Source organism: Microbacterium sp., assembly GCF_031178525.1.
GTDB lineage: Bacteria > Actinomycetota > Actinomycetes > Actinomycetales > Microbacteriaceae > Microbacterium.
Genome location: NZ_JAPSJA010000376.1, coordinates 1 through 1,906, shown reverse-complemented (window position 1 = coordinate 1,906; position 1,906 = coordinate 1). Strand labels below are relative to the sequence as shown.

The 1,906-nt window shown below is 68.6% G+C and carries 4 protein-coding genes; all 4 read left to right on the top strand.

The genetic code is table 11. The features are described from left to right. The first annotated feature begins 289 nt into the window (after nt 1-289). Nucleotides 290-511, top strand: a complete 222-nt coding sequence (infA, locus tag RIF89_RS14570; protein WP_072312769.1) for a translation initiation factor IF-1 — start codon at nt 290-292, stop codon at nt 509-511. A 64-nt stretch (nt 512-575) separates the two neighbouring features. Continuing rightward, entirely contained in the window at nt 576-689 is a 114-nt protein-coding gene (gene rpmJ, locus RIF89_RS14565) for a 50S ribosomal protein L36 (protein ID WP_309069790.1), read from the top strand. Between the two features lie 293 nt (nt 690-982). Next, nucleotides 983-1,360: a 30S ribosomal protein S13 gene (gene rpsM / locus RIF89_RS14560; protein WP_309069789.1), complete on the top strand. Its 378-nt coding sequence runs from the start codon at nt 983-985 to the stop codon at nt 1,358-1,360. 21 nt (nt 1,361-1,381) lie between these two features. Further along, entirely contained in the window at nt 1,382-1,780 is a 399-nt protein-coding gene (gene rpsK / locus RIF89_RS14555; protein WP_092915802.1) for a 30S ribosomal protein S11, read from the top strand. Nucleotides 1,781-1,906 lie beyond the last annotated feature (126 nt).

Sequence of the window (1,906 nt, the reverse complement as noted above, 5' to 3'; positions counted from 1 at the left end):
TCGCGGGCGTGGTGGTGGGCCTCGGGGGGGGGTCGGCGGGGGGGGGGGCTCCGCCCCCGCCCCCGCCCGGGCCCGCCGCCGCGACCCCAGCGCCGACGCCCGTCCCGGGCGTCGGGAGCCGCTGCGGAGCCACGCGCGTCCCGGGCGTCGGAACCGCCGCCCAGCAAGCACCGACACGCCCGGCTTGCACGTTCGTGCACGAGCGGCGTAGAGTTGACCGTTGGTGTCGTGCGCCCTCTGCGCGCGTCACTCGCACGACCAGCAACCAGAAGACTTGCAGAAGAAGGCTATGGCCAAAAAAGACGGCGTCATCGAGATCGAGGGCACGGTGATCGAGGCGCTTCCCAATGCGATGTTCCGCGTCGAGCTCTCGAACGGACACGTGGTGCTCGCGCACATCTCCGGGAAGATGCGGCAGAACTACATCCGCATCCTCCAGGAGGACCGCGTGATCGTGGAGCTCAGCCCCTACGACCTGAGCCGCGGCCGGATCGTCTACCGCTACAAGTGAGCCGGTTGCTGGAAAGGAACGGCTCGCGCCACCGCGCGAGCACGAGGCCAGCGAGGAAGAGAACATGAAGGTCTACCCCAGCGTCAAGCGCATCTGCGACAAGTGCAAGGTCATCCGCCGGCACGGTCGCGTCATGGTGATCTGCGAGAACCCCCGCCACAAGCAGCGGCAGGGCTGATGCCGCAGCGCTCGGATCGACGCCGTCGATCTGAGCGCGGAGGCATCAGGGTCGAGGAGCGCGCCGCCGAAGGCGGCACGCGTCACGAGACCTGGCGATCGCGGCCGGCGCCGCACGAGCACAACTGAACACTCCCCAGACGTGGACTCGAGACGCCGGCTGCGCCGGCTGCTCGATCACCGAAGGGATTCCCAGCAGCGGTAAGAGCTCTCTGACGAGGGCGACACCTTGGGGGAGAGGCCCAGGCACCTCCGCTGCTCCATACCTCTCATCACTCCAGAAGGAGACACACGATGGCACGCATCGCAGGTGTCGACATCCCGCGCGAGAAGCGCGTGGAGATCGCACTGACGTACATCTTCGGCGTCGGCCGCACCCGCTCGGTCGAGACGCTCGAGGCCACCGGCATCGACCGGAACACTCGCGTCAAGGACCTCACCGACGACCAGCTGGTCGCGCTCCGCGACCACATCGAGGGCACGTTCAAGGTGGAGGGCGACCTCCGCCGCGAGGTGACCGCAGACATCCGCCGCAAGGTCGAGATCGGCTCGTACGAGGGCATCCGCCACCGCCGCGGGCTCCCCGTGCGCGGTCAGCGCACCAAGACGAACGCGCGCACCCGCAAGGGCAAGAAGCAGACGGTCGCCGGCAAGAAGAAGGCCGGCCGCTAGGCCGCGTGGAGGTAGAGGAACATGGCAGCTCCCAAGTCCGCGGTCCGCAAGCCGCGCAAGAAGGACAAGAAGAACATCGCAGCGGGCCACGCCCACATCAAGTCGACGTTCAACAACACGATCGTCTCGATCACCGACACGACCGGTGCCGTCGTCTCGCAGGTCTCGGGTGGCGGCGTCGGCATGAAGGGCTCGCGCAAGTCGACGCCCTACGCCGCGCAGCTCGCCGCCGAGTCGGCCGCGCGCCAGGCGCAGGACCACGGCATGAAGAAGGTCGACGTCTTCGTCAAGGGCGCCGGTTCGGGCCGTGAGACGGCGATCCGCTCGCTCCAGGCCGCTGGCCTCGAGATCGGCGCGATCCACGACGTGACGCCGCAGGCGCACAACGGCGTTCGTCCGCCGAAGCCCCGCCGCAACTAAGTCGCTTCAGCCGGGCAGGCGGTCCCCGCCTGCCCGGCCATCCGCCGTCACTGAACACGCGAGTCATATAGCGGACTCGCGACCGAAAGGAACCGACACGTGCTGATCGCCCAGCGCCCCACTGTC

Coding starts and splice junctions, on each gene's coding strand:
- infA (WP_072312769.1), top strand. CDS start 290: ATGGCCAAAAAAGACGGCGTCATCGAGATCGAGGGCACGGTGATCGAG.
- rpmJ (WP_309069790.1), top strand. CDS start 576: ATGAAGGTCTACCCCAGCGTCAAGCGCATCTGCGACAAGTGCAAGGTC.
- rpsM (WP_309069789.1), top strand. CDS start 983: ATGGCACGCATCGCAGGTGTCGACATCCCGCGCGAGAAGCGCGTGGAG.
- rpsK (WP_092915802.1), top strand. CDS start 1,382: ATGGCAGCTCCCAAGTCCGCGGTCCGCAAGCCGCGCAAGAAGGACAAG.